Annotated in this window: 21 protein-coding genes and 1 pseudogene; 13 read left to right on the top strand and 9 right to left on the bottom strand. The window is 64.7% G+C overall.

Features of this window, described 5'->3' with window-relative positions:
* Window positions 1-95: 95 nt before the first annotated feature.
* Together RT131_RS03750 and RT131_RS03745 are read left to right on the top strand one after the other, a co-directional pair.
* A complete protein-coding gene (locus tag RT131_RS03750) occupies window positions 96-893 on the top strand; it encodes a 3-hydroxybutyrate dehydrogenase (protein ID WP_312370235.1) in 798 nt (265 codons plus the stop codon).
* Between the two features lie 111 nt (window positions 894-1,004).
* Window positions 1,005-1,667, top strand: coding sequence for a response regulator transcription factor (locus RT131_RS03745; RefSeq protein ID WP_293711608.1), 663 nt, complete (start codon window positions 1,005-1,007; stop codon window positions 1,665-1,667).
* A 121-nt stretch (window positions 1,668-1,788) separates the two neighbouring features.
* Here the strand turns inward: RT131_RS03745 and RT131_RS03740 are convergent, their stop codons facing one another.
* Genes RT131_RS03740 through RT131_RS03730 form a run of 3 tightly spaced genes read right to left on the bottom strand, consistent with a single transcriptional unit; the run spans window position 1,789 to window position 3,517 of the window.
* Window positions 1,789-2,220, bottom strand: coding sequence for a DUF6691 family protein (locus RT131_RS03740; RefSeq protein WP_313170400.1), 432 nt, complete (start codon window positions 2,218-2,220; stop codon window positions 1,789-1,791).
* Window positions 2,217-2,630 carry a YeeE/YedE family protein gene (locus RT131_RS03735; RefSeq protein WP_313170399.1) on the bottom strand — a complete coding sequence of 138 codons (414 nt, stop codon included), beginning with the start codon at window positions 2,628-2,630 and terminating at the stop codon, window positions 2,217-2,219. The genes RT131_RS03740 and RT131_RS03735 overlap by 4 nt, the downstream gene beginning before the upstream one ends.
* Window positions 2,627-3,517 carry an MBL fold metallo-hydrolase gene (locus tag RT131_RS03730; protein WP_313170397.1) on the bottom strand — a complete coding sequence of 297 codons (891 nt, stop codon included), beginning with the start codon at window positions 3,515-3,517 and terminating at the stop codon, window positions 2,627-2,629. The genes RT131_RS03735 and RT131_RS03730 overlap by 4 nt, the downstream gene beginning before the upstream one ends.
* An 82-nt stretch (window positions 3,518-3,599) precedes the next feature.
* Between RT131_RS03730 and RT131_RS03725 the strand changes: the two genes are divergently transcribed.
* Window positions 3,600-3,926: a metalloregulator ArsR/SmtB family transcription factor gene (locus RT131_RS03725; RefSeq protein ID WP_313170395.1), complete on the top strand. Its 327-nt coding sequence runs from the start codon at window positions 3,600-3,602 to the stop codon at window positions 3,924-3,926.
* Window positions 3,927-4,036: 110 nt separating this feature from the next.
* Here the strand turns inward: RT131_RS03725 and RT131_RS03720 are convergent, their stop codons facing one another.
* Window positions 4,037-7,393, bottom strand: coding sequence for a PAS-domain containing protein (locus RT131_RS03720; RefSeq protein WP_313170393.1), 3,357 nt, complete (start codon window positions 7,391-7,393; stop codon window positions 4,037-4,039).
* A gap of 346 nt (window positions 7,394-7,739) precedes the next feature.
* Window positions 7,740-9,947, bottom strand: coding sequence for a TonB-dependent receptor (locus tag RT131_RS03715; protein ID WP_313170391.1), 2,208 nt, complete (start codon window positions 9,945-9,947; stop codon window positions 7,740-7,742).
* Between the two features lie 161 nt (window positions 9,948-10,108).
* Between RT131_RS03715 and RT131_RS03710 the strand changes: the two genes are divergently transcribed.
* The gene (locus RT131_RS03710; protein WP_313170389.1) at window positions 10,109-11,515 is read left to right on the top strand and encodes a GntP family permease; all 1,407 of its coding nucleotides are present in this window, start codon (window positions 10,109-10,111) and stop codon (window positions 11,513-11,515) included.
* 616 nt (window positions 11,516-12,131) lie between these two features.
* Here the strand turns inward: RT131_RS03710 and RT131_RS03705 are convergent.
* Window positions 12,132-12,464 (bottom strand): helix-hairpin-helix domain-containing protein, encoded by a 333-nt coding sequence (locus tag RT131_RS03705; protein ID WP_313170388.1) that lies wholly within the window; start codon window positions 12,462-12,464, stop codon window positions 12,132-12,134.
* A 233-nt stretch (window positions 12,465-12,697) separates the two neighbouring features.
* Between RT131_RS03705 and RT131_RS03700 the strand changes: the two genes are divergently transcribed.
* From RT131_RS03700 to murU, 4 genes are all read left to right on the top strand, one after another.
* A complete protein-coding gene (locus RT131_RS03700; protein WP_313170386.1) occupies window positions 12,698-14,191 on the top strand; it encodes a M20 family metallopeptidase in 1,494 nt (497 codons plus the stop codon).
* Window positions 14,192-14,270: 79 nt separating this feature from the next.
* A complete protein-coding gene (locus RT131_RS03695) occupies window positions 14,271-14,543 on the top strand; it encodes a GlsB/YeaQ/YmgE family stress response membrane protein (protein WP_313170384.1) in 273 nt (90 codons plus the stop codon).
* A 47-nt stretch (window positions 14,544-14,590) separates the two neighbouring features.
* Complete coding sequence (locus tag RT131_RS03690; RefSeq protein WP_313170382.1) at window positions 14,591-15,601, top strand: phosphotransferase; 1,011 nt, start codon at window positions 14,591-14,593, stop codon at window positions 15,599-15,601.
* Complete coding sequence (murU, locus tag RT131_RS03685; protein ID WP_313170380.1) at window positions 15,598-16,308, top strand: N-acetylmuramate alpha-1-phosphate uridylyltransferase MurU; 711 nt, start codon at window positions 15,598-15,600, stop codon at window positions 16,306-16,308. The genes RT131_RS03690 and murU overlap by 4 nt, the downstream gene beginning before the upstream one ends.
* 262 nt (window positions 16,309-16,570) lie before the next feature.
* On the opposite strand, the gene hda is transcribed toward murU, so the two are convergent.
* From hda to RT131_RS03670, 3 genes and pseudogenes are all read right to left on the bottom strand, one after another.
* Window positions 16,571-17,272, bottom strand: coding sequence for a DnaA regulatory inactivator Hda (gene hda, locus RT131_RS03680; protein WP_313170378.1), 702 nt, complete (start codon window positions 17,270-17,272; stop codon window positions 16,571-16,573).
* An 83-nt stretch (window positions 17,273-17,355) separates the two neighbouring features.
* Window positions 17,356-18,444 (bottom strand): annotated as a pseudogene (locus tag RT131_RS03675) (AI-2E family transporter); the annotation flags it as partial.
* Window positions 18,441-19,577 carry a DUF2066 domain-containing protein gene (locus tag RT131_RS03670; RefSeq protein WP_313170376.1) on the bottom strand — a complete coding sequence of 379 codons (1,137 nt, stop codon included), beginning with the start codon at window positions 19,575-19,577 and terminating at the stop codon, window positions 18,441-18,443. The gene RT131_RS03670 and the pseudogene RT131_RS03675, both read right to left, overlap by 4 nt.
* A gap of 97 nt (window positions 19,578-19,674) precedes the next feature.
* On the opposite strand from RT131_RS03670, the gene purM reads away from it, so the two are divergent.
* From purM to RT131_RS03645, 5 genes are all read left to right on the top strand, one after another.
* Window positions 19,675-20,733, top strand: a complete 1,059-nt coding sequence (gene purM / locus RT131_RS03665) for a phosphoribosylformylglycinamidine cyclo-ligase (RefSeq protein ID WP_313170374.1) — start codon at window positions 19,675-19,677, stop codon at window positions 20,731-20,733.
* 12 nt (window positions 20,734-20,745) lie between these two features.
* Window positions 20,746-21,354 carry a DUF2238 domain-containing protein gene (locus tag RT131_RS03660; RefSeq protein WP_313170372.1) on the top strand — a complete coding sequence of 203 codons (609 nt, stop codon included), beginning with the start codon at window positions 20,746-20,748 and terminating at the stop codon, window positions 21,352-21,354.
* Window positions 21,351-22,010, top strand: a complete 660-nt coding sequence (gene purN / locus RT131_RS03655; RefSeq protein WP_313170370.1) for a phosphoribosylglycinamide formyltransferase — start codon at window positions 21,351-21,353, stop codon at window positions 22,008-22,010. Before RT131_RS03660 ends, purN begins: the two co-directional genes overlap by 4 nt.
* A gap of 62 nt (window positions 22,011-22,072) precedes the next feature.
* Window positions 22,073-22,861, top strand: coding sequence for a DUF3108 domain-containing protein (locus RT131_RS03650; protein ID WP_313170368.1), 789 nt, complete (start codon window positions 22,073-22,075; stop codon window positions 22,859-22,861).
* A 2-nt stretch (window positions 22,862-22,863) separates the two neighbouring features.
* Window positions 22,864-23,547 carry a DUF3108 domain-containing protein gene (locus tag RT131_RS03645; protein WP_313170366.1) on the top strand — a complete coding sequence of 228 codons (684 nt, stop codon included), beginning with the start codon at window positions 22,864-22,866 and terminating at the stop codon, window positions 23,545-23,547.
* Window positions 23,548-23,800 lie beyond the last annotated feature (253 nt).

Raw genomic sequence — 23,800 nt, 5'->3', positions numbered from 1 at the left:
CCACTGCGTCGGTCTCATCGTACTTAAGTACCACACGTTTTTAGCGCGGCGGCTGCTACGTTTGCCAGCCTCCCCCATCACATCCGGAGTCCCCCATGGACCGCTTCCTGCAAGGCCGCACCGCCCTGGTGACCGGCAGTACCTCGGGCATCGGCCTGGCCATCGCCCAGGCACTGGCCAGCGCCGGCGCACGCGTGGCAATCAATGGCCTGGGCACGCCCGAGCAGATCGAGGCCGCGCTCAAGAGCGTGGCCGAGGCCGGCGTCGACACCCGCCACTTCGACGCCGATCTGCGCAAGCCCGACCAGATCGCACACATGCTCGAGGCCGTGCAGGCCTGGGGCAACATCGACATCCTGGTGAACTGCGCCGGCATCCAGCATGCCGCGCCCTTGGCCGAGCAGCCGCCACAGAAGTGGGATGACATCATCGCCATCAATCTCAGCGCTGCCTTCCACACCATGCAACATGCCCTGCCCGGCATGGCCGAGCGTGGCTACGGGCGGGTGGTCAACATCGCCTCGGTGCACGGCCTGGTGGCGTCCAAGAACAAGGCGCCGTACGTGGCCAGCAAGTTCGGCATCGTCGGCCTGAGCAAGGTGGCAGCACTGGAATACGCCGCCGCCGGCAGCCGCGACAGCGGCGGCGTCACCGTCAACTGCGTCTGCCCGGGCTGGGTGGAAACGCCGTTGATCGAGCCGCAGATCCAGGCCCATCGCAATGGCGGCAGCCGCGACGACGGCGTGCGCGCCCTGCTGGAGGAAAAGCAGCCCAGCCTGCGCATGTCGCTGCCCGAGGACATCGGCGCGATGGTGGTATGGCTGTGCCGCCGCGAGTCGCACAACCTCACCGGTGCGGCGATGCCGATGGACGGCGGTTGGACCGCGCAGTAAGCGGCGGATTGCCAAGGGAAGCAGGCAATGGCTGAAAACCACGGCATACTGACCAAGCCGCCGGTGGCACAGACACCGGCGGCAGCTTCCTTTCCGCCTGTCAGTACCGCCATGCCCAGCCTGTTGATCGCCGACGACCATCCCCTGTTCCGCGCCGCCCTGCGGCAGGCGGCCAGTGAGGCCATGAGTGATCTGCAGGTGCGCGAAGCCGAATCGCTGGACGGCGTGCTGGCGGCACTGGATGCGGCACCGGATACCGACCTGATCCTGCTCGACCTGCATATGCCGGGCAATCACGGCTTGGCCGGGTTGGCCGCGATCCGTGCCCAGCACCCGGGGGTGGCGGTGATCGTGGTCTCGGCCAACGATGACCCGCGTGTGGTGCGCCGTGCCTTGGACCATGGCGCCGCCGGTTACCTGCCCAAGAGTTCGGGTTTGAACGAGCTGCGCGAGGCCATCCGCAGCGTCATGGCCTGCGAGCAGTGGTTGCCGGCCTCGCTGCGTGCCTCGGTGTCACGCGCGCAATCCTCCAGCCATGACAGCGAACTGGCCGCGCGTCTGGCCAGCCTGTCGCCACAGCAGTTCCGTGTGCTGGCACTGGTTGCCGAAGGCCTGCTCAACAAGCAGATCGCCGACCGTCTGGACGTGCAGGAACGCACGGTCAAGGCCCATCTGTCGGCGATCTTCGAACGCCTGGGCGTGCGCAACCGCACCCAGGCCAGCGTGGTGCTGCGCGAGCTGGAACTGAGTGACCCCGCCCGCCAGGCGCTGTAGGAGCGGCCTCAGCCGCGAAGCTGACATCGCTTCCGACATCGAAACCAAAGCAATCAGGAATCGCTGGGATTGGGTTCTGCGGGGTCAGGCAGGTCCGCCGGCTGCGCGGCGGACGCCGCACCTACGCGCCGCTGCTGCGACTCACCACCTTGTGCAGCAACATGCCCACCAGCATCGCCGGCACAAACCAAAACGCCTCCGGCGACAGCACGCCCAGCCCAACCAGCGCCGGGCCCGGGCAGTAGCCGGCCAAGCCCCAGCCTATCCCGAACAGGGCCGCACCCGTCAGCAGGCGCGCATCGATGCTGCGCACGTCCGACAAGTGGAAGCGCTGCGCGAACACCGGTGCCGGTCGCCGCAATACAAACCGGAACAACAGCATCGTCGTCATCACCGCGCCGCCAAGTACAAACAGCAGCGCCGGATTGAAATCGCCAAACACATCCAGGAAGCCGAGGATGCGCTGTGGATCGGTCATGCCCGATACCGCCAGCCCCAACCCGAACAAGGCACCGGCAAGCAACGCTGCAAAGGGAATACGCCAACTACTCATGCCACATGCCTCACGATATAGGTGGTGGCAATGGCGGTGACCATGAAGGTCATCACCGCTGCCAACGAGCGCAGCGACAGCCGCCCCAGCCCACACACGCCATGGCCGCTGGTGCAACCATTGCCCAGCCGCGTACCGAAACCTACCAGCAGCCCGGCAACAACCAGCAACACCGGCGGAAAGCCTTGCCGCGGCGTATAGGCACCCGGTACCAGCCACAACCAGGCGGCGCCGGCCGCAATCAGGCCGACCAGAAATGCCGCACGCCAAGCGACGTCGCCCTGCCGCGGCTGCAGCACACCACCGACGATGCCGCTGATGCCGGCGATGCGCCCGGTCAGCCACAACAGCAGTGTCGCCGCCAGCCCGATCAATACACCACCGGCCAGCGCGCTGATCCAGGTACTCATTGCGTGCCCCCCATCTGATCCAGCGGCAGGCGCAGGTAGCGCACACCATTGGCATCGGGCTCAGGCAGACGGCCACCACGGATGTTGACCTGCAGTGCCGGCAGGATCAGCTTGGGCACCGGCAGGCTGGCATCACGCTGCTGCCGCATCTGCACGAACGCGGCCTCGCCGGTGCCGTCCTTCAAATGCACGTTGTGCTGCTTCTGTTCGTCGATGCTGGTCTGCGCCTGCGCGGCGCGGCGGTCGCCGGGATAGTCGTGGCAGAGGTAGATGCGGGTGGATTGCGGCAAGGACAGGATCTTCTGGATGGAGCCGAACAGGCGGTGCGCATCGCCACCCGGGAAGTCGCAGCGCGCGGTGCCGGTATCGGCGGCAAACACGGTGTCGCCGATGAAGGCGGCATCGCCGATCACATAGGTCAGGCTGTCATCGGTGTGGCCCGGCGTGGCGATCACGCGTCCTTCCAGTCCACCGATGTTGAAGGTATCGCCATCGGCAAACAGGCGGTCGAACTGGCTGCCATCGGCGATGAACTCGTCACCCAGGCCGAACAAGGCCTTGAAGCGCTGCTGCACCGCGACGATGCCCTGGCCGATGGCCACCGGCACCTTCAAGGTGTCGGCCAGATAGCCCGCCGCACTGAGATGATCGGCGTGGGCGTGGGTCTCCAGGATCCAGGCCACGGTCAGCAGCTTGCCCTGCACGAAGTGCAACAGCGCATCGGCCGAGGCGGTGCTGGTGCGTGCGGCGGCAGCGTCGTAATCCAGCACCGGATCGATGATGGCCGCCATGCCGCCGTCGTGGTCGTAGACGACGTAGCTCAGCGTACCGGTGTCCTTGTCATGGAAGGCCTGCACCTGCGGTGCGGCGGTGTGCGAAATGGTCATGAGGAAGTCCTCGGCTTTTAATTTAGCTTTTTCTAAATTAAACTAGCGCCATCCAAAGTACAAGCCCGGACCTGAAGCCGCGATGCACATGCAGGACATGGATATCGAACAGATGCAGACGCATGCCGAACAGGCAGCGCAGCTGCTCAAATCCCTCGCCCACCCGGCACGCCTGCGGGTGCTGTGCCGACTGGTGGAAGGCGAAGCATCGGTGGGCGAACTGCAGGCCCAGGTCGGGTTGTCGATGTCGGCACTGTCACAACACCTGGCGGTGATGCGCGAAGGCGGACTGGTCAATACCCGCCGTGAAGCCCAGACCATCTACTACACCCTGGCCGACAGCCCGGCGTTGGGAGTGATGCAGGCCTTGCATGCGGCGTATTGCGGTGGTGCGGGGAGTCGGGATTGATGTTTGGAAAGCGCGCGAGCCGTCGAGATCTGTAGCCCGGGTAAGTGCAGCGCACCCGGGGCTTTCCGCAAAGAGCCCCGGGTGCGCTGCGCTTACCCGGGCTACCGGTGTTATTCCCTGTTTGCCATTCCCGGCCGCAACGCATCCGCCGCCAGCAACCGATCCAGGATCGACTTCAAGGCCAACGGGCGCACTGGCTTGTGCAGCAAGGTCAGACCCTGCTCCAGCACTTCGCGGCGTGTAGCCAGACTGTCATCCGCACTGAGGATCAGGGTTGGGCGGGCACCGAAACGCTCGCCCAGCCGCAGCTGCAAGGCGGTGCCGGTATCGCCGTCATCCAGGTTGTAGTCGAACAGCCACAGGCTGGCCGCTGTTGCCTGCAGCGCCGCCACCGCCTGCGCTTCGCCGGAGGCTTCGGCCACCTGGTAGCCCCAGCCGCGCAACAGCCCGGCCAAACCCTGCAAGGCCGCAGGATCGTTGTCGACCACCAGCACCGGCACGCCACCGGAAGTGGCCGCAGTGCGCGGACGCGGCTGCACCGCAGCCTGCGGGCAGGCCACCCACGGCAGCGATACCGAGAACACCGTGCCCTGCCCTTTCTCACTGCGCAGCCGCAGCGGCGCATGCAGCAGGCCGGCAATGCGGTCGGCAATGGCCAGGCCCAGGCCCAGCCCCTGGCCGCTGCTGTCCTCACCGCGACGGAATTCTTCGAAGATGCGCTGCTGCTCTTCGCGGGCAATGCCCGGCCCGGTGTCATGCACCTCGACGCGCAGCCGGTCGCCTTCGCGCCGCACGCCCAGCAACACCCCGCCGCGCGCGGTGTAACGCACCGCATTGGCGAGGAAGTTCTGCAGCACACGCCGCAGCAGCTGCGGATCACTGTTCACCCAGGCGCCGGTGGGCAGGTAGTGGAAGGCCAGCCCGCGTGCGGCCGCCAGGGCGCGGAACTCCGACGCCAGCGGATCAAGCACCTCGGCCAGCGGCAGATCACGCGGCTGCGGCACCAAACCACCGGCCTCCAGCCGTGACATGTCGAACAGCCCGGTCAACAGGTCAGTGGTGGAGTCGAGGGCGCCGCGGATCTGCACCACCGCCTGCTGCTGTTGGCTGGATTCAACCTGCTGCGCCAGCGTGTCGGTGAACAGGTGCGCGGCATGCAGCGGCTGCAGCAGGTCATGGCCCACGGCAGCGAGGAAGCGGCTCTTGGCATCGTTTGCCCGTTCGGCCTCACGCTTGGCCGATTCCAGCAGCGCGGTGCGTTCGCCCACACGCTGCTCCAGTGTTTCGTTGCTGCGCTTGAGCTCACGCTCACTGCGGCGGAATTCGGTGACGTCGGTGAAGGTCGCCACGAAGCCGCCACCCGGCATGGGGTTGCCGCGGATCTCGACAATGCTCCCATCCGGGAACACACGCTCGGTGAGGTGCGGCGTACCGGCACGCATGAAGGCCAGGCGGCGGTCCACCGCACGCTCGTCACCGCCACGCGCGGGCATGGCCTGCAGCGCCCAGCGGGTCAGGTCCATGATCGGCCGGCCTACCTGCAGCAGCTCGTCAGGAAAGCCGAACATGCGCGCATACGGCCGATTCCAGGCCACCAGCCGCTGCTCGCGATCAATCACGCTGATGCCCTGGCTCATGTTCTGCAATGCCGCCTGCAGCACCTGCTGGCTGAAACGCAGATCCTGCGAGGCTTCGCTGACGATGGCTGCAACGGTGGCCAGCTCGCTGCCCTCACGTCGCGCTGCGTCCAGCAACAGACGTGCGGACGCCGCGCCCAGTACGGCCGACAACTCGCGCTCCACACTGGCCTCGATCGCCGCTGGTACCGCGCCGCTACGCGGCGCGTTGGCCAGCAACTGTTCCACGCGCTCATAGGGAAGGAAACGACGACCGGCGTTTCGCAGGGTATCGGCATCCAGATTACGGCGGATGCGGTCCGGCGTATCGCGCCGCCACGCCATCGCCAGCAAGGTCACCGCCGTGCCAACGAACAGGCTCGCTCCCACCGCGCGCCCCAACGGCGTCCAGCCTGTCAGCCCGAACAAGCCCTGCGGGGCGAGCCATTGCCAACCGAACGGCCCCTGCAGCAACCACGCGGGCGCGCGTCCGCCACTTTCCAGCAGCGATGGCAGCAACAGCACCCAGGCCCAGGTCACAAAGCTGGCAACAACCCCGGCAATGGCAGCGCGCGGCGGCGTCTGCGGGCGCCAGATGGCGAACGCCAGCACCGGCACCAGGGTCGCCATTGCCGAGAACGAGACCGCACCAATATCGGCCAGCACGTTGCCACCGCCGATCAGGCGGCTGTAACCCCACGCCAGCAGCATGATCACGCAGATGCCCGCGCGACGCAGCCACACCAGTTCACGTCGATGATCGCCACCGCCGGCACGCGCCCAGGCGCTGCGCACCAGGCCGGGCGCGAACCAGTGGTTGCCGATCATCAGGCTCAGGGTCAGCGTGCTCACCACCACCATGCCGGTTGCCGCACTCAGGCCACCGAGGAAGGCGAACAGCGCCACGCCTTCATGCCCGGCCGAGAACGGCAGCGCCAATGTGTACATGTCCGAGGGAACACTGTTGCCCAGCAACGCCGTGCCCGCGCGTGCCAATGGCAGGATAGGCAGGGCTATCAGCAGCAGGTACAGCGGGAACAGCCAGCGCGCGGTGCGCACATCACCCGGATCACGGCATTCCACCACCCCAACATGGAACTGATGCGGCAGCAGGAACATCGCCAGGCCACCGAGTATCACCAACGGAATGAAACCGCCTTCCGGCGCACTTACAGCTGCCACCGGTGCCGTCGGCAGCCCCTTCAGGCCGAACCACACGAATACGCCCAGCGCCAGCATCGCGCCCAACTTGAAAACCGACTCGGCCGCCATCGCCAGCACCAGCCCGCGGTTGTGTTCGGAGGCATCGGCGCGACGCGCACCGAACAACATGGCGAACAAGGCCATGGCCAATGCCACATACAGGGCACTGTCCTGCCATACCGAGCCGCCCTGCCCGGCTTCCACCGCGCGCGAGGTGATCATGCCGAAGCTCATCGCCACTGCCTTGAGCTGCAGGGCGATATACGGGATCAGCCCGAGCACGGTCACCAGCGTCACTGTCGCCGCCAGCCACGCATCGCGGCCGAGCCGCGCGGCGATCAGATCGGCCAGCGAGGTCGCGTTGGTCTCGCGTGCCAGCCGCACCAGCCGCATCATCATGCCCATCGCCAAGGCATAGAACAGGATGGCACCGACAAAGGTGGGCGGCAGCGGCCAGCCGTGGCGTGCCGCCTGGGTCACGGTGCCATAGAAAGTCCAGGAGGTGCAGTGCACGGCCAGCGACAAGGTGTAGATGTGTCGCCAATGGCGGGCAAAGGCGGTGGGTCGGCGTTCGCCATACAGCGCCACGCCGAACATCAAGGCCAACCAGGCCAGGCCTGCCAGCGCCACAGTTACCAGACTCAACATGGAATGCGTTTCCCGGAAGCTGCTTGGCAGGATACGGAGTTGGAGAAGAAGGATGAAGGAGTGCGTGCTCAAAGCCCTTGCTTTAAGCCCCTCTCCCACCGGGAGAGGGGTTGGGGTGAGGGTGCGGTTCGCTGGCAATTTGCTTCTTGCTTTGCATCAAAAGCCAAAGCTTGAAAGCCAACGGCAAAAGCTGCCCTCACCCCAACCCCTCTCCCGTAAACGGGAGAGGGGCTTTCAAGCAACAGCAACGGCAACCCCAAACGCAAAAGCCCCTTCCCTGCTCCGCAGGGAAAGGGCTCCGCCACTTTTGGCAAGCCCAGCGCAGTTTCCTGCCCCGGAACCTGGATCAGAAGTCGTAGCGTGCGGTCAGGGTGTACTGGCGCGGTGCACCGTAGAAGCCCGTCAGCACACCATAGGCACCGATGTTGTAGCCGGTGGTGCGATACGACTTGTCAGTCAGGTTGCTGCCCTGCAACGACAGCGACCAGGCATCGTCAAGCTTCCAGATCACACCTGCACCCAACAGTCCGTAACCATCCTGCTTGATCACCGGACTCAGGTCGGTGGTCGGCCAGACTTCGGATTGATACGAGTAACCCACCCGAGCCGACAGATTGCCGCCATTGGCCAGATCGGTGCGGTACTCCACGTTGAATGCACCCGAGAACTCCGGCGCATTTGTGAAGTACTGCGTGTCGGCGATATTGACACCGCCGCTCATGAACTCGTCGTACTTCGCGTCAAGCCAGGCGATATTGCCGCTGATCAGCCAGTGCTTGGTCGGCAGGAACTGGTATTCCACTTCAACACCCTGCACCGTGCCCTTGCCGGCGTTGGTGAAGTCACCGAAGAAACTCTGGCTGCCGTTGGGAAGCGTGTACGAGGTGAACACCGAGAGCTGGATGTCCTTGTACTTGTTGTAGAAATACGCAAGATTCAAGAACGCACGCTGGTCGAGGAACGACATCTTGCTGCCGATCTCGTAGCTGTCGACCACTTCGTCCTGGAACGGCTCACCCGAACGTGGAATCGAAGTCGTGTTGGCACGGATGTTGTAACCACCGGACTTGAAGCCGCGCGAACCGGAGATGTACGCCATGATGTCGGACGTAATCTGGTAATCCAGCGACAGCTTGGGCGAGACATTCTTGAAGTTGACGGTCTTGTCGAAGTTCGCCGCCGTGCCCCACGAGGTTTCGTACTGGTCGCTGGTATAGAAGCGATTCAACGCCAGCGCGTTTTTGTCTTCGTCGGTGTAGCGTGCACCCACGTCCAGCTTCAACTTGTCGGTCAGATCGAACGTCCAGTCTGCATAGACGGCGATGCTCTTGGTGTTGACCACGCCCTGGGTATCACCATACAGCGGATTGGCAATGCTATTCGGCAGCTTGGGATTCCAGAAATGGTTCAGCACTTGGCCGCCGGCATCACCGTTGAACCAGTACAGGCCCATCACGCCGCGCGCACGACCACCACCGTCGAAATTGGCCTGCAATTCCTGGCTGACCTGGCTGTCGGAGTAGAACGCGCGCACATCCACCAACTGTAGCGGGGTGGTGTCGAAGTCGATATTGGTCTCGGTATCGGACTCCCGCTTGGCCAGCACGTACTTGAACGCCCAGTTCTCGCTCGGACGCCAGTTGACGGTCGCTGAAGCGCCCTTCATCTCGGTATCGTTGACGTTTTTCATGCCGCTGCGGATGTCGTAGCGGTCCGGCGTCGGCTGCCACGCAGGTGCCAGCGGATTGGGCGCCAGCATCTGTGCACCGCGCACGCCCGACTGGTCATCCATGTAGTCGAAGGCGAACTGCACGTCGAAATCATCCTGCGAGTACGCCCCCACCTGCAGGCGCGCAGCGTTGATTTCCTTGTCGCTGACATCCTGGCCGGTATAGGTGTTCTTGCCGAACCCATCGCGGTTCATGCTGGCCACGGCCACGCGGGCACGCAGGCCGCTGTCCTTGCCGCCGATCTCGCCGCCGATGCCTGCCTTCACGTCGAGCTGGTTGTAGTTGCCAATCGTGACCGAAGCGAAGCCCGAGGTTTCCTGCGGCAGGCCGCGCGAGATGTACTTGATCGCGCCACCAATGGTGTTCTTGCCGTACAGCGTGCCCTGCGGACCGCGCAGCACTTCGATGCGCTCCACGTCGAAGACGTCCAGCAGCGCCCCCTGCGGGCGGGCGATATAGACGTCGTCCAGGTAGATGCCAACGCCCGGATCCACGCCCCACAGCGGATCGGCCTGGCCTACGCCACGGATATAGACCGTCGCGGTGCTGGTCGAGCCACGTGCCGCGTAGATGGTCAAATTCGGGACCTGTGCCCCCAGATCACTCAGGTCCTTGATGTTCAGCTTGTCCAGCGTCTCCGGCGTAAACGCCGTCACCGCAACCGGCACGTCCTGCAAGGTTTCCTCACGCTTGCGCGCGGTGACCTTGATCGAATCCAGCGTGGTGGCCTGACTCCCTGCAGCCTGCTGCTCCTGCGCCTGCACGAATGCGGCCGGTGCCAACAGAATGCCACCGATGGCGATACTCAGATACTTGCGCTTCATTGGTCTCCCTCCTCCCGGGTATGACGTTGCGACACACGAATGTCGCCATGGAGCGCACGTTAATGGAGCGTTAGCCGACCGCGTATAGTCCCTTCGTACAGTGGGCCGGGCCGCTCCCGATCCTGATACTCGCCGGCAATGTATTGGCCGGGGAGCTGTGAATGTCGTTTCTGATTGTCTTGGCGGCCCTGTGCTTCCTGATGTTTGTCGCCTACCGCGGCTACAGCGTGATCCTGTTCGCGCCGGTGGCCGCGATGGGTGCGGTGCTACTGACCGATCCCAGCCTGGTGCAGCCGATGTTCACCGGCTTGTTCATGGACAAGATGGTCGGCTTCCTCAAGCTGTACTTCCCGGTGTTCGTACTGGGCGCGGTGTTCGGCAAGCTGATCGAGGTATCGGGCTTCTCCAAGTCCATCGTCAGCGCCACCATCAAGCTGGTTGGTGCCAAACGCGCGATGCTGTCGATCGTGCTGGTCTGTGCGCTGCTCACCTACGGCGGCGTGTCGCTGTTCGTGGTGGTGTTCGCGGTCTACCCCTTCGCCGCCGAGCTGTTCCGCCAGAGCAATATCCCCAAGCGCCTGATTCCCGGCACCATCGCGCTGGGTGCCTTCACCTTCACCATGGACGCGTTGCCGGGCACGCCGCAGATCCAGAACATCATCCCCTCAGCCTTCTTCGGCACCAACAGCTGGGCCGCACCATGGCTGGGTGTGATCGGCACCGTGGTGATCCTGATCCTAGGCATGAGCTACCTGGAATGGCGCCGCCGCGTAGCCATCCGCAATGGCGAAGGCTATGCCGGCGCCAATGACGAACTGCGCAATGAGCCCGAGCCGTTCCACGGCCAGAACCTGGCCCACCCGCTGGTCGCGATCACCCCGTTGATCCTGGTCGGCGTCGCCAACTTCCTGTTCACCCGCTGGATTCCCGGCTTCTACGGCGAAACCCAGTCCTTCATCCCGGCGGTGATCGGCAACCCGGCCCCGGTGGTGCAGGAGGTCTCCAAGCTGGGCGCGATCTGGGCCGTGCAGGCCGCCTTGCTGCTGGGCATCCTCAGCGTCATCGCCTTTGCCTGGAAGCCGGTGGTGGCCTCGTTCGCCGAGGGCACCAAGTCGGCCATCGGCGGCGCCATGCTGGCCTCGATGAACACTGCCTCCGAGTATGGCTTTGGTGCGGTCATCGCCGCCCTGCCCGGCTTCCTGGTGGTAGCCAATGCACTGGGCTCGATTCCCAATCCGCTGGTCAACGAAGCGGTCTCGGTCACCGCCATGGCCGGCATCACCGGCTCGGCGTCAGGCGGCATGAGCATCGCGCTGGCGGCCATGGCCGACAGCTTCATCGCCAATGCGCAGGCTGCGGGCATTCCGATGGAAGTGCTGCATCGCGTCGCCGCGATGGCGTCCGGCGGCATGGACACGCTGCCCCACAACGGTGCGGTGATCACCGTACTGGCGGTCACCGGCCTGACCCACCGCCAGTCCTACAAGGACATCTTCGCCATCACCATCATCAAGACCCTGGCAGTGTTCGCGATCATCGGCGTGTACTACGCCACCGGGCTGGTCTAAGCACCCTTCTGCCGAGCCTTGCCACAAGCAAGCAACGCCAATAACCGGCATTCAACGTCGGCACCGGGTTGGCAGAACCTGTAGACCCCGTAGCCCGGGTAAGCGCAGCGCACCCGGGGCTCTTTGCGGAGAGCTCTCAGTTGGCGTTGTGCTTACCCTGGCTACACCTCGCTGAAATGGACATCTTGCGAAAAGCCCCGGGTGCGCTGCGCTTACCCGGGCTACGACTGGCTGGAAGAACCCCTCGCGAAAAGCCCCGGGTGCGCTGCGCTTACCCGGGCTACGACTGGCCGGTAGCCCCTCGCGAAAAGCCCCGGTGCGCTGCGCTTACCCGGGCTACATGTTTGCCGGGCTTCATGATTGGAATGTCGACGACGCCAGCGCACATCCAAGCTTCGCATTCCAGCCCACGAGTCCCCAGAAACGAACAAGGCCCGGGAAGACCCGGGCCTTGTTCCTTTGGAGCACAGACAGAAAAATCGCCCGGCTGCACGTCACTGTGCAACACCGGACGACCTCACATCCTTGTTGGCATCCTGCCAGCCCCCAGCGTCCTGCCCTTTTCGGGTTCCTGGTGATCCGCCGTCCTGGCGGGTCACTATTCGATTCCTTCCGCTCAGCGCCTCTCAACCGGCTGTGCAGCTACCGTCCCGGTAGCTTTCTTGGCGGGGGCAGCTCCGGCCCTCGCTTCGATCAGGTCTCGATTCCTTTCGACCGTCTTCAGTCCGATTCCCTTCACAAGCGCCAGTTCCTCGACACTCTTGAAAGGTCCGTTGGCCTGTCTGTGCTCGATGATCGCCTGCGCCTTGGAAGGGCCGACATTCACCAACACCTGATTCAGCTCCGCCGCTGAGGCGGTATTGATATCGACCTTGTCCTTGGCTTGCGCCGTCAGGGTCAACAACAATGCGAAAATCAGAGACTGCAGCGTTACGGTTAAAAGCTTCATCGCTGTACTCCTTGTGGCTTGGTCGTTGATCGGCTGGCTATCCCGCCGGTCGGATCAGTGTCCCGCGCCACATGAACCCAGAATATCCGGCGCGGGTTAAGCAAACAGCCAGCCAACACCCCGAGCCTCTGTAGGAAAAGTCCTACAAAATTCATTGATGAAACCGCCGCAAGCCCGATGAACAAACGAGCGGCGTAGAATGGTTACACCTGACATTGCTACCGGAGATCCAGATGGACAGCGCCAAGATCGGCCAATTTCTCAGCGACAAGTGGGACAACGACATCGTCCCGCAACTGGTCGATTACATCCGCATCCCCAACAAGTCGCCGATGTTCGACGCCAACTGGGTCGCCAACGGCTACATGGATCAGGCCGTCAACCTGATGGAGAGCTGGGCCAAGGCGCAGAACATCCCCGGCCTGCAGGTCGAGGTGGTTCGTCTGGAAGGCCGTACCCCGTTGATCTTCCTGGAAATCCCAGCCACCGGCCCGGAAACCGGCGACGACACCGTGCTGCTCTACGGCCACCTGGACAAGCAGCCGGAAATGACCGGCTGGGACGACGACCTGGGCCCGTGGAAGCCGGTGCTGCGCGGCGACAAGCTGTACGGCCGCGGCGGCGCCGATGACGGCTACGCCATCTTCGGCTCGCTGGCCGCGGTGCTGGCACTGCAGGAACAGGGCCTGCCGCACGCCCGCTGCGTGATCCTGATCGAGGCCTGCGAAGAGTCCGGCTCCTACGACCTGCCGGCCTATGTCGACCATCTGGCCGAGCGCATCGGCCAGCCGTCGCTGGTGGTGTGCCTGGATTCGGGCTGCGCCAACTACGACCAGCTGTGGTGCACCACCTCGCTGCGCGGCCTGACCGGCGGCAACTTCACCGTCAAGGTGCTCAACGAGGGCGTGCACTCCGGTGACGCCTCCGGCGTGGTGCCGTCCAGCTTCCGCCTGCTGCGCCAGCTGCTGTCGCGCATCGAGGACGAGAAGACCGGCCGCATCCTGCTCGACGGCCTGCACGTGGAAGTGCCGGCCGAGCGCCTGGAACAGGCGAAGCGCGCTGCCGACGTGGTCGATACCGCCATCTTCGACAAGTTCCCGCTGGTCGACGGCCTCAAGCCGATGAGCGATGAACTGACCGAACTGGTGCTCAACCGCACCTGGCGCCCGGCGCTGTCGGTCACCGGCATCGGCGGCATGCCGCCGTTGGAATCGGCCGGCAACGTGCTGCGCCCGGAAACCTCGGTGAAGCTGTCGCTGCGCCTGCCGCCGACCGCCAATGGCAAGGCCTGCGGCGAGCTGCTGAAGGAAGCCCTGCTGCGGGATCCGCCGAACGGCGCCCACGTCAGCCTGGACCTGGAAAAGGCCTCCACCGGCTGGAACGCACCGGCGATGGCCGCGTGGCTGGAGAAGTCCATCGACGACGCCAGCCAGGCCTTCTTCGGTAAGCCGGCCATGTACATGGGCGAAGGCGGCTCGATCCCGTTCATGGGCATGCTGGGCGAGAAATTCCCGGGTGCGCAGTTCATGATCACCGGCGTGCTTGGCCCGCATTCCAATGCGCACGGCCCGAACGAGTTCCTGCACATCCCGATGGGCAAGCGCGTCACCTCCTGCGTGTCCAAGGTGCTGTTCGACCACCACGCCGCCAGCCTGCGTGGCGAGACCAGCGGTTCGCCGGTGGCCGCCGACAGCGGCACCCGTCACGGTGGCCACGGCTGCTGCTGATCGCCCACCGCTCGATGGTTTGATGACGAACGCAGCCTGGCCTTGCTAGGCTGCGTTTTTCTTTGGCACGGACAAGAACATGAGCGGACTGTTTGGCAGCGACAGCTGGCTGTACATCATCCTGATCGGTTTCTTCGTGGGCCTGCTGGGGCGCTTCTTCATGCCCGGCAACAACCGCATGGGCTGCCTGCTGACCATCGTGCTCGGCGTCGCTGGTGCGGTATTCGCCGGTTGGTTCGGCCGTGAGATGGGCTGGTATTCGGCAGGTCAGCCGGCCGGCTTCGTCGGCGCCATCATCGGCGCGATCGCGCTGCTCGCACTCCTGCGCCTGATCAGTGGCGGCAAGCGCTGATTCCTCTCCCAACGGCGCCTGCGGGCGCCGCTTCATTCGTAGTGCCCATGAACGATCCCGCTTCCGATCCGCTGCGCGCCGAGCAACGCCTGCAGTGGACCATCGCCGCACTCGGCGACCCTGCCACCTCCCTGCAGCGCGCATCGGTCGATGCAGGCTTCCGTAGCTACTGGCGCGCAACCAGCACGCGTGGCAGCCACATCGTGATGGATTCACCGCCGGGGCTGGAAGATGTGCGGCCGTGGCTGCGCATGCACGACCTGCTCGAGACCAACAGCGTACGCGTGCCGCAGGTACTGGCGCGCGATGTCGAACACGGCTTCCTGCTGTTGGAGGACCTGGGCGGGCCGACGCTCGCGCGTTTCATCAACGATGACAATGCCGACGCGTGGTTCGATGCAAGCTTCACCCAGCTGATCCGCCTGCAATCGATTCCGGTGCCCGCGGGCATGGGCGCGTTCGGCGAGGCGCTGCTGCAGCGTGATGCTGGCCTGTTTGAAGAATGGTTCGTGCAGCGCCACCTCGGCCTGACCTTGGACTGCGGCGAGAGCGAGCAGTTGCAACTGGTGCAGCGGCGCCTGATGGACAACGCATTGAACCAGCCACAAGTACTGACGCATCGTGACTTCATGCCGCGCAACCTGATGCCGGTCGAAGGCGGCCCGGCGGTGCTGGACTTCCAGGATCTGGTCAGCGGACCAATTGCCTACGACCCGGCCAGCCTGTTCAAGGATGCGTTCCTGAGTTGGCCGTTGGAAAAGGTCGACGCCTGGCTCGCCCGCTATCACGCGCAGGCACTGGCCGCAGGCCTGCCGGTACGCCCTTGGCCACAATTCCTGCGCGATGCAGACTGGATGGGCGTGCAGCGCCATCTGAAGATCCTCGGCATCTTCGTGCGCCTGCGCGACCGCGACGGCAAGGGCCACTATTTCGAGGATGCACCCCGCTTCATCCGCTATCTGGATGAGGTGCTGCCGCGCTACCCGGAACTGGGGCCGCTGCAGGCGCTGTTCGAACGCCGCTTCAAGCCGGCGATGGCTGCCAAGGCCGCAGCATGAAGGCGCTGATCTTTGCCGCCGGGCTGGGTGAGCGCATGCGTCCGCTTACCGATCACACACCCAAGCCGCTGCTGGCCGTGGCCGGCGTGCCCCTGATCGAATGGCATCTGCGGCGTCTGGCTACGCTGGGGATCACCGATGTGGTGATCAATACCAGCTGGTTGGCCGCGCAGTTCCCCGAGCAGTTGGGCGATGGCAGTCGCTGGCACCTGCGCCTGCACTATCTGTACGAAGGACCGGTGCCGCTGGAAACCGGCGGCGGCATGCACAACGCGCTGCCGCTGCTCGGCGATGCACCGTTCCTGGCGGTCAATGGCGATATCTGGAGCGATTTCGATTTCGCCACGCTTCCGCGGCAACCGAAGGGCAGCGCCCACCTGGTCATGGTCGACAACCCACTGCAGCACCCCCGCGGTGATTTCATTTTGGATGCCGATGGCCAGGTGCATGACGAGGGCGAACAAGCACGCCTGACCTTTGCCGGCATCGGCGTGTACCGGCCACAGCTGCTGCAGGACTGGCAGGCAGTGATTGGCAATGCAGACGGCGCCGCAGAAACACCACCACGCTTCAAACTGGCACCCTTGCTGCGCGCGGCCATGGCCAACAACAGCATCAGCGGCCAGCACCACCAAGGCCGCTGGACCGACGTGGGCACCCCCGAGCGCCTGCAGCAATTGGACAAGCAGCTTGTGGGAGCGGCATGAGCCGCGAAGCAACTGAAGATTCCGAGCCCAGAAATACCTGCAATTGCGTGCATCTTTGTCTGCAGATACGGCACCAGCTTCGCGGCTGACGCCGCTCCCACAAATGCCGAACCGATGCATTGTTTGTGGGATCGGTGTGAACCACGAAGCAACTGAGCTTCAGATACAAAATGCCTGCGATTGCAGGCATTTTTTTTAAGATGCGTTAGCGGCTTCGCGGCTCACGCCGCTCCCACAAGAGCTGAGAGCCCGAATCCTGCTATCAGCCCTGCCCGTTCTCCAGTACCCGCTTCAGGAACGGCACGGTGATGCGGCGCTTGGCCGCCAGCGATTCACGGTCCAGTCGCTCCAGCAAGGTCACCAGTCCGCTCAGGTCACGGCCGGTGCGGGTCAGCAACCAGTCCAGCGTCGCCTCATCCATCACCAGCCCACGCCGCACCGAGCGCTCGCGCAGCACGGCACCGCGGCCCTCGGCATCCAGCGGTTCCAGGGTAATGCGGCTGCACTGTGACAGGCGCGAACGCAGGTCCGGCAGCACCAGTCCCAGACCATCGGGTGGCAACCGCGAGGTATAGATCACGGTCACATCGGCGGCGCGCGCGCGGTTATGGAATTCGAACAGGGTCACTTCCTGGTCGCGCCGGCCCGCAACATATTCCAGCCCGTCCAGTGCCAGCACGTCATGGCCTTCCAGCGCTTCCAATGCGTCCTGCAGACGCGTGCCAGCCGCCTGCAACGGCAGGTACGCGGGTCGCCGCCCAGCCTGCAGCGCGGCCGCGCAGGTGGCCAGGGCCAGGTGCGTCTTGCCGGTAGCACCGGCACCCACCAGATAGATCCAGTCCTGGCTGTCGCCATTGGCAACCGCGCGCAACTGCGCCAGCGCGCCGTCCGGCGCACCGATGAAGGTTTCAAAGCGCTGGTCTGGCGGGTAACGCAAGGCCAGCGGTAACTGCGGCACACTCACTTAGGTTCTACATCCTTCGACACGATGCTCAGATCCGCCGGCACATCAACGCTGCGCGGATCCAACACAATCGTCGGCCCGTGGCCGGCATACAACTCACTTTGGCGATAACGCTGGTGCGCATAGCGCAACAACACGTTGATCACCGCCGCCGCTGGCAAGGCCAGCAGCATTCCCAGGAAGCCAAACAGCTGGCCCCCGGCCATCACCGCGAAAATCACCGCAACCGGATGCAGGCCAATTTTGTCACCGACGATGCGCGGCGTCAGCACATAGCTTTCCAGCAACTGGCCGACGGTGAAGACCACACCCACCAGTACCAGCAACTGCAGGTCGAAGCCCTGCGACTGCACCAGCGCAGCCAGCACCGCCAGCACCACGCCGGTAGTCGCCCCGAGGTAGGGGATGAAGCTGATCAGGCCAGCAACCAACCCGATCAACAGGCCCAGGTTCAAACCGACCAGGGTCAGGCCTGCCGCATACACCACGCCCAACGCGATCATCACCGCGATCTGGCCGCGGATGAAGGCGCCCAACACGTCATTGGACTCCCGCGCCAGCCGCGACACCACCTCGATATGGTTGCGCGGGATCATCGACGCAACCCGCTCGACCAGCTTGTCCCAGTCACGCAGGAAGTAATAGGCCAGGATCGGCAACAAGGCCAGGTTGATCACCCAGGCCACCATCGCGAAGCCCGAGCGCGACACGTAGCCGAAGAACGTGGTGGCAACACCACCTGCCTGCTGCCAATGGCTGCGCACCCACTCGAACAGCCGGCCCGGGTCCAGCCAGGCCATGATTTCCAGACCGGTTTTCTGCTCGATCCACGGAATCGCGGTGTTCATCAACCAATCCTGCCCCTGCGGCAAGGCAGCCACCAGGGTGACGATCTGGCGTTGGATCAACGGCACCAGGATCAACAGCGCCAAGGCCAACAGCAGGATCATCAGCACGAATACCAGCACCACGGCGGTATTGCGCGAACGCCCACTGGCTTCCAGCCGATCCACCAGCGGATCGCCCAGCCAGGCCAGCATCAAGGCGACCACGAACGGGGTCAGCACCGGTGCCAGCAACCATGTCACCCACAGCCCGAAGGCCACCAGCACCACCCACTTGAGGCGGCGCAGGAACAGCGCGATTTCCATTTCCGCTGTATCAGTGCTCATCGAATACGGTACTCCGCACGGCGACTGCTGTTGTCATTTTCGGTGGAGGCATCCGCATCACCGTCGTCCACCGCACCCACCGGTTGCAGGGCGGCATCGCGGCCCAGCATGCGGTTGAAGCCAGGCAGGCCACTCATCAGCTCGACATCCAGTTCCAGCCGGTCGCCGGACGCCTGGATCGGCATGATCGACTTGACCACCGCCACACTCTGCAGGGTCGCGGCAAGACGCAGATAGTCGTCGGCACTACGGATACCGCTGACCACGATCCGGTACACGCCAGCGGCTCCGCCCACCGGCGCCTTGGCATAACGCCGCACCAGCGCGTCGGCCGCACCATCGGCACCGCCCATCATCGCCCGCCGTGCATCGCCGTCAGTCGTCGTCCACTTGGACAGCTCGCGACCATTGTCGACAAATACCCAGTCGGCAACCCAACCACCGCCCTTGCCGCGGTACAGCTTGCCCACCAGTTGCATCGGCGGCGCATAGCGTGCCGAAGCGCGCGCCACGGCGGCGGTGTCCTGCCGCCAGATCGCACCGACCAAGGCCTGCTCAGCGGCTCCACCAGCCGGCAAGCCAAGCTTGAAGCCACGTTCCACCGCGCGGTCCAGCAACGGCCGCGCCGCGTTGGACTGCGGCACACCGACCAGGCGCGGGCCACTACCATCGTCAATGGCCAGCCAAACCACCGGCTTGGGCCGGGGTTGCGGCCATACCGGCAGCCCCAACGCCGCTACCAGCCCATCAACATCGTCCTGGCGGAAACGCGCCACCAGCATGGTACGGAAGCTGGGCGCACCACTGGCGCTCACACTCTGGTCCTGCCGGTAGTCGTAGCTCTCGACCATGTCCTTGGCGCTGCGCAGGGCCTGCGCCACACCTGGCCGGGCCAGGGCGCTGCGGTCCCCGGACAACTTGGCCAGCACCGCGCCCAGCGCGCGCGCCAGCCCGCCGTTGCGGTCGGCCTCACTCTGGCTGTTGACCGGCACTTCGGCCTCATAGGCACTACGGGCGCCGGCTACGTCCCCTTCGGTACGCATGCCGGACGACTGCGCCTGCACCAGTGAAATGGGCAGGCAGAGCGCCAGAAACAGGATTGTGACCAGGCTGCGACGCATTGAAATTTCCATTGCTCGACGATTCCGGAGGGAATTGTTGCCCGAATGGGGCCTTCACGCCAACGTGGCCTGTTAAAATCGCCCGTTCACCCCGCCAGTGCAGCCGCCCGTGACCAGCCCCTCGATCTCTGCCAACTCCCCCCTGACCTACCGTGACGCCGGTGTCGACATCGACGCAGGCAATGAACTGGTCGAGCGTATCAAGCCGCTGGTAAAGCGCAGCTTCCGCCCGGAGGTGATGGGCGGACTGGGCGGCTTCGGCGCCCTGTTCGACCTCTCCAGCAAGTACCGTGAGCCGGTACTGGTCTCCGGTACCGACGGCGTCGGCACCAAGCTGAAGCTGGCACAACAGCTGGGACGCCACGACACCATCGGCATCGATCTGGTCGCCATGTGCGTCAACGACGTGCTGGTGCAAGGCGCCGAGCCCTTGTTCTTCCTGGATTACTTTGCCACCGGCAAGCTCGACATCGACACCGCTGCGGCCGTGGTTGGCGGCATCGCCAATGGCTGCACCGAAGCCGGTTGCGCGTTGATCGGCGGCGAAACCGCTGAAATGCCCGACATGTATGCCCCGGGCGAATACGACCTGGCCGGCTTCACCGTCGCCGGCGTCGAAAAGAGCGAGCTGAAGGACGGTTCGGCCGTTGCCCAGGGCGATGTCCTGATCGGCATCGCCTCGTCGGGCCCGCACTCCAACGGTTATTCGCTGGTGCGCCGCATCTATGAACGCGCCGGCAGCCCGGCCGAGCTGGTGCTGGAAGACGGCGTCAAGCTGGTCGACGCGCTGATGGCGCCGACCCGCCTGTATGTCAAGCCGATCCTGTCGCTGCTCAAGACCCACGGCGCCGCCGTGCACGGCATGGCACACGTCACCGGCGGCGGCCTGACCGAAAACATCATCCGCGTGGTGCCGGAAGGCCTGGGCCTGCGCATCGACGCCAGCAGCTGGACGCTGCCGCCGGTGTTCCAGTGGCTGCAGCGCGAAGGCAACGTGGCCGACAGCGAGATGTGGCGCACCTTCAACTGCGGCATCGGCTTCGTCCTGTTGGTGCCGGCCGACCAGGTCACCGCCATCAACGCCACCCTGGATACGCTGGAGCTGGCGCATTGGCAGATTGGTGAAGTGGTGGCTGAAAACGGCGCTGAACGCGTCCACATCGGCTGAGCCAACGCCTACATGACAGCCGCCAAGAAGGCCGCCTTCATCGGCGTGCTTGTTGTATTCGCGCTTACCTGGATCAAACCGCTATGGCCTGTTGAACAGGCCCTGCACAGCTCGCTGACCGTGCTCGGCCTGCTGGCGCTGTGGTGGGTGGACCGCCGCTGGCCGTTGGGCAATGGTGCCTTCATCGCCATCTGCGGCTTCATCGTGCTGCACTGCATAGGTGCGCGCTGGCTGTACTCCAACATCCCCTATGACCAGTGGGCGCAGGCGCTGTTCGGCTGGTCGCCGGATGCCGCCTTCGGCTGGGAGCGCAATCATTTCGATCGCCTGATCCACCTGCTGTATGGCATCTGCTTCACCCCCGCGCTGACCCAGCTGGCCCGCCGCACCTGGCCGGCCCTGCGTGTTGGCCAGGCGTTCACCCTGGCGGTGATGACCATCATGTGCACCAGCCTGGCCTACGAATGGCTGGAGTGGGGTATCGCCCTGGCCCTGTCACCGGAAGCCGCCGAGGCCTATAACGGCCAGCAGGGCGACATCTGGGACGCCCACGCCGACATGCTGTTGGCCACCCTGGGCAGCCTGGTGCTCTGGCCACTGCTGCGGAACGCCCGCGCATGAGTACCGCGCCACGCCTTGCCGTACTTGCCTCCGGGCGTGGCAGCAACCTGCAAAGCCTGCTCGACGCGATTGCCGCACGCCAACTGAATGCGCAGATTGTCGGCGTGTTCTCCGACAAGCCCAGTGCGGCGGCGCTGGAGAAAGTGGCGCCCGCGCAGCGTTGGGCGCGCGCGCCCCGGGATTTCGCCAACCGCGAGGCCTTTGACGACGCATTGGCCGAAGCAGTGGCGGCGAGCCAGCCGGACTGGATCATCTGCGCCGGTTACATGCGCATCCTCGGCGCTGCCTTCGTCCAGCGTTTCAGCGGCCGCCTGATCAACATCCACCCCTCTCTGCTGCCCCTGCACAAGGGTCTGCACACCCATGCCCGGGCCATCGAGGCCGGTCATGCCGAGCACGGCGCCAGCGTGCATTTCGTGGTGCCGGAACTGGATGCCGGGGCGGTGATCGCCCAGGCCCGCGTCCCGGTGCTGCCCGCCGATACCGCGGAATCCCTGGCCCAGCGCGTACTGGCGGTCGAACACCCCTTGCTGCTGGCCAGCGTTCAACTGCTGGTCGCCAATCACCTGGCTGAACGGGATGGCGTGGTGCTGTTTGACGGTCAGTCCCTGTTTAGCCCATTGCGCCTAGATTCCGCCGGAACCCTCCGCCGCTGATCCACACAGGCTGCTGCTGTGTGGTTTGGCATGATCTCCCTTCTTCCTGCCCTCTTCTCCGCATGGCCATAGCGCTTTTCAAACCACTGGTTCTGACCGCCCTGCTGGTATCGGCGGTCAGTCACGCCCAGGAAACGCCAGCCGCCGCGCCGACACCGGCCCCGGTTGCGCCGGCATTGCCCGCGCTGGAGTGGACGCCTCCGGCGCTGGAGCCTTTCGTCGCCACCTACCAGGCCTTCTACAAGGGCAAGGAAGCCGGTGATGCAACCATGCGCGTGACCCACAACAACGACAGCCAATGGCGGGTGGACATGGCGGTACGCGGCAAGCGCGGCTTTGCCAGCGTGCTCGGCCTGAACATCGAGCAGAGCAATGTCTTCAACAACGAAGGCGGTGTTTACACGCCGTTGAGCCAGAGCACGGTCAAGAAGGCCCTGTTCATGAGCAAGAAGGTCACCGGCGTCTATAACTGGCAGGCCGGTACAGCCCAGTGGCAGGGTGACCTGAAGGAAGAACGGCAGCGCCCCATTCCACTGCAGCGCGGCGACCAGAGCGCACTGCTGTTGAACCTGTCCCTGATGCGCGACGCGCGGCCGGGCCAGGCCCTGCAGTACCGCTATGTCGATGTCGGCCGGGTGCGTCAGTACGAGTACCGCGCCGCCGATACCACCGAGAACGTGCAGGTGGGTGATCTCAGCTATGACGCCTTGCGGGTGTATCGCACCAATGGCGGCAATGATGAAACCATCCTGTGGATTGCCAACGGCGTGCCAACGCCGGTGCGCATCCTGCAACGCAAAGACGGGCAGGACGAAATCGACCTGCGCCTGATCGAATACCAAGGAGCCTGAGCATGAAGCTTTCCCACCGCCCCCTGCGTTACCTCGCAGCCGCCGCGCTGGTCGTCGCCAGCGTGCCGGCCCTGGCAATTGAGCCGTTCACTGCCAATTACCAGGCCAGCTACATGGGCATGCAGGCCAATGGCGTGATGACGGTCGCTCCCGCGGGCAACAATCAATGGCGCTACAGCCTGCAGATCAAGAACCCGATGGCCGACCTGAGCCAGGCCACCGTGTTCGACGAGCAGGGTGGCAGGCTGCGCCCGCTCAGCAGCCACGATCGGTCGGTCGTGCTGATCAAGCGCAAGCAGGTGGATGCACGCTACGACTGGAACAGCAACCAGGCCACCTGGACCGGCGACGTAAAGCCCGAGCGCAGCGGTCCGATCCGCCTGCAGAACGGCGACATGGATGCCCTGCTGATCAACCTGGCCATTGCCCGCGACGTCAACGCCGGCAAGCCACTGAACTACCGCATGGTGGATGACGGTCGCATCAAGCCGATGACCTACCGGGTGATCGGCAAGGAGAACATGACCATCGGCGGCAAGCAGCAGGAAGCCACCAAGGTGTCGCGCGTGGATGGCAACAAGGAACAGATCGCCTGGATCGTCCCCGGCATGCCGGTACCGGCGCGCCTGCTGCAGCGTGAAAACGGCCAGGACGCATTGGACCTGACCATCAAGTCGATCCAGTAAGCCAAGCTGTAGTGCCGAGCCATGCTCGGCAAAGCCCTTGCCCGAAGCAATAGAGCTTACCCCTCCCAAACCCTCCCCTTCGCTGCGCGAGAGGGAGGGAGCAGGTAGTGCCGAGCCATGCTCGGCAGGGGCCTTGTCAGAAGCAGCAAAGCCCCCCTCCCCAGCCCTCCCCTTCGCTGCGCGAAAGGGAGGGAGCCGTCGGCCCAGATTCTTTTGTGGGAGCGGCGTCAGCCGCGAAGCCGGCACTATCAAG

Origin of the sequence: Stenotrophomonas sp., assembly GCF_032066555.1 — a bacterium.
In the GTDB taxonomy this organism is placed as follows: domain Bacteria; phylum Pseudomonadota; class Gammaproteobacteria; order Xanthomonadales; family Xanthomonadaceae; genus Stenotrophomonas.
The sequence above is the reverse complement of the archived record's forward strand: the minus strand, read 5'-3'. Positions and strand labels throughout refer to the sequence as shown.

Excerpts from the sequence above, each read along its gene's own strand:
- RT131_RS03745 (WP_293711608.1), top strand. The coding sequence starts at position 1,005 with ATGCCCAGCCTGTTGATCGCCGACGACCATCCCCTGTTCCGCGCCGCC.
- RT131_RS03750 (WP_312370235.1), top strand. The coding sequence starts at position 96 with ATGGACCGCTTCCTGCAAGGCCGCACCGCCCTGGTGACCGGCAGTACC.
- RT131_RS03735 (WP_313170399.1), bottom strand. The coding sequence starts at position 2,630 with ATGAGTACCTGGATCAGCGCGCTGGCCGGTGGTGTATTGATCGGGCTG.
- RT131_RS03740 (WP_313170400.1), bottom strand. The coding sequence starts at position 2,220 with ATGAGTAGTTGGCGTATTCCCTTTGCAGCGTTGCTTGCCGGTGCCTTG.
- RT131_RS03725 (WP_313170395.1), top strand. The coding sequence starts at position 3,600 with ATGCACATGCAGGACATGGATATCGAACAGATGCAGACGCATGCCGAA.
- RT131_RS03650 (WP_313170368.1), top strand. The coding sequence starts at position 22,073 with ATGGCCATAGCGCTTTTCAAACCACTGGTTCTGACCGCCCTGCTGGTA.
- RT131_RS03705 (WP_313170388.1), bottom strand. The coding sequence starts at position 12,464 with ATGAAGCTTTTAACCGTAACGCTGCAGTCTCTGATTTTCGCATTGTTG.
- RT131_RS03660 (WP_313170372.1), top strand. The coding sequence starts at position 20,746 with ATGACAGCCGCCAAGAAGGCCGCCTTCATCGGCGTGCTTGTTGTATTC.
- RT131_RS03720 (WP_313170393.1), bottom strand. The coding sequence starts at position 7,393 with ATGTTGAGTCTGGTAACTGTGGCGCTGGCAGGCCTGGCCTGGTTGGCC.
- RT131_RS03710 (WP_313170389.1), top strand. The coding sequence starts at position 10,109 with ATGTCGTTTCTGATTGTCTTGGCGGCCCTGTGCTTCCTGATGTTTGTC.
- RT131_RS03690 (WP_313170382.1), top strand. The coding sequence starts at position 14,591 with ATGAACGATCCCGCTTCCGATCCGCTGCGCGCCGAGCAACGCCTGCAG.
- RT131_RS03715 (WP_313170391.1), bottom strand. The coding sequence starts at position 9,947 with ATGAAGCGCAAGTATCTGAGTATCGCCATCGGTGGCATTCTGTTGGCA.
- RT131_RS03730 (WP_313170397.1), bottom strand. The coding sequence starts at position 3,517 with ATGACCATTTCGCACACCGCCGCACCGCAGGTGCAGGCCTTCCATGAC.
- murU (WP_313170380.1), top strand. The coding sequence starts at position 15,598 with ATGAAGGCGCTGATCTTTGCCGCCGGGCTGGGTGAGCGCATGCGTCCG.
- RT131_RS03670 (WP_313170376.1), bottom strand. The coding sequence starts at position 19,577 with ATGGAAATTTCAATGCGTCGCAGCCTGGTCACAATCCTGTTTCTGGCG.
- purN (WP_313170370.1), top strand. The coding sequence starts at position 21,351 with ATGAGTACCGCGCCACGCCTTGCCGTACTTGCCTCCGGGCGTGGCAGC.
- RT131_RS03695 (WP_313170384.1), top strand. The coding sequence starts at position 14,271 with ATGAGCGGACTGTTTGGCAGCGACAGCTGGCTGTACATCATCCTGATC.
- RT131_RS03700 (WP_313170386.1), top strand. The coding sequence starts at position 12,698 with ATGGACAGCGCCAAGATCGGCCAATTTCTCAGCGACAAGTGGGACAAC.
- RT131_RS03645 (WP_313170366.1), top strand. The coding sequence starts at position 22,864 with ATGAAGCTTTCCCACCGCCCCCTGCGTTACCTCGCAGCCGCCGCGCTG.